The 879-nt window shown below is 34.4% G+C and carries 2 protein-coding genes; both read left to right on the top strand.

Annotation, left to right across the window (positions count from 1 at the left end):
* Positions 1-452: hypoxanthine phosphoribosyltransferase (gene hpt / locus GMD4S_RS09535; RefSeq protein ID WP_000341437.1), on the top strand; the 452-nt coding region annotated here is incomplete at its 5' end.
* 15 nt (positions 453-467) lie between these two features.
* The coding region (locus tag GMD4S_RS09530) for an ATP-dependent metallopeptidase FtsH/Yme1/Tma family protein (protein WP_000744579.1) at positions 468-879 on the top strand (412 nt) is incomplete at its 3' end.

The raw sequence follows: 879 nt of genomic DNA, 5'->3' as shown, positions 1-879 counted from the left end.
ATGAGGGGAAAAATCCAATTCTTATTGGAATTCTGAAAGGATCGATTCCTTTTATGGCTGAATTGGTCAAACATATTGATACGCATATTGAGATGGACTTCATGATGGTATCTAGTTACCATGGTGGAACAGCAAGTAGTGGTGTCATTAATATCAAGCAAGACGTGACTCAAAATATCAAAGGAAGACATGTTTTATTTGTAGAGGATATCATCGATACAGGTCAAACCTTGAAGAATTTGAGAGATATGTTTATTGCAAGAGAAGCAACTTCTGTTAAAATCGCGACTTTGTTAGACAAACCAGAGGGACGCGTTGTTGAAATTGAAGCGGATTATACTTGCTTTACTATTCCAAATGAGTTTGTAGTAGGTTATGGTCTAGATTATAAAGAAAATTATCGTAACCTTCCTTATGTTGGAGTATTGAAAGAAGAAGTTTATTCAAATTAGAAAGATTTATCTTTAATGAAAAAACAAAATAATGGTTTAGTTAGAAACCCATTTCTCTACTTGTTAATTATCTTCTTCCTAGTGACAGGATTCCAGTATTTTTACTCTGGAAATACTGCTGGACGAAGTGAAAAAATTAACTATACAGAACTGGTAAAAGAAATTACTGCAGACAATGTAAAAGAATTAACCTACCAGCCAAATGGTAGCATCATTGAAGTGTCTGGTGTTTATAAAAATCCTAAGACTAGTAAAGAAGAAACTGGAATTCAATTTTTCACTCCTACTGCTACAACAGTAGAAAGATTCTCAAGTAGCATTCTTCCGTCTGATTCAACCGTTTCAGAATTGCAAAAACTTGCTTCTGAACATCAGGCAGAAGTAACAGTCAAACATGAGAGTTCAAGCGGTATGTGGATCAATATCC

Source organism: Streptococcus sp. GMD4S (assembly GCF_000296955.1).
The sequence above is the reverse complement of the archived record's forward strand: the minus strand, read 5'-3'. Positions and strand labels throughout refer to the sequence as shown.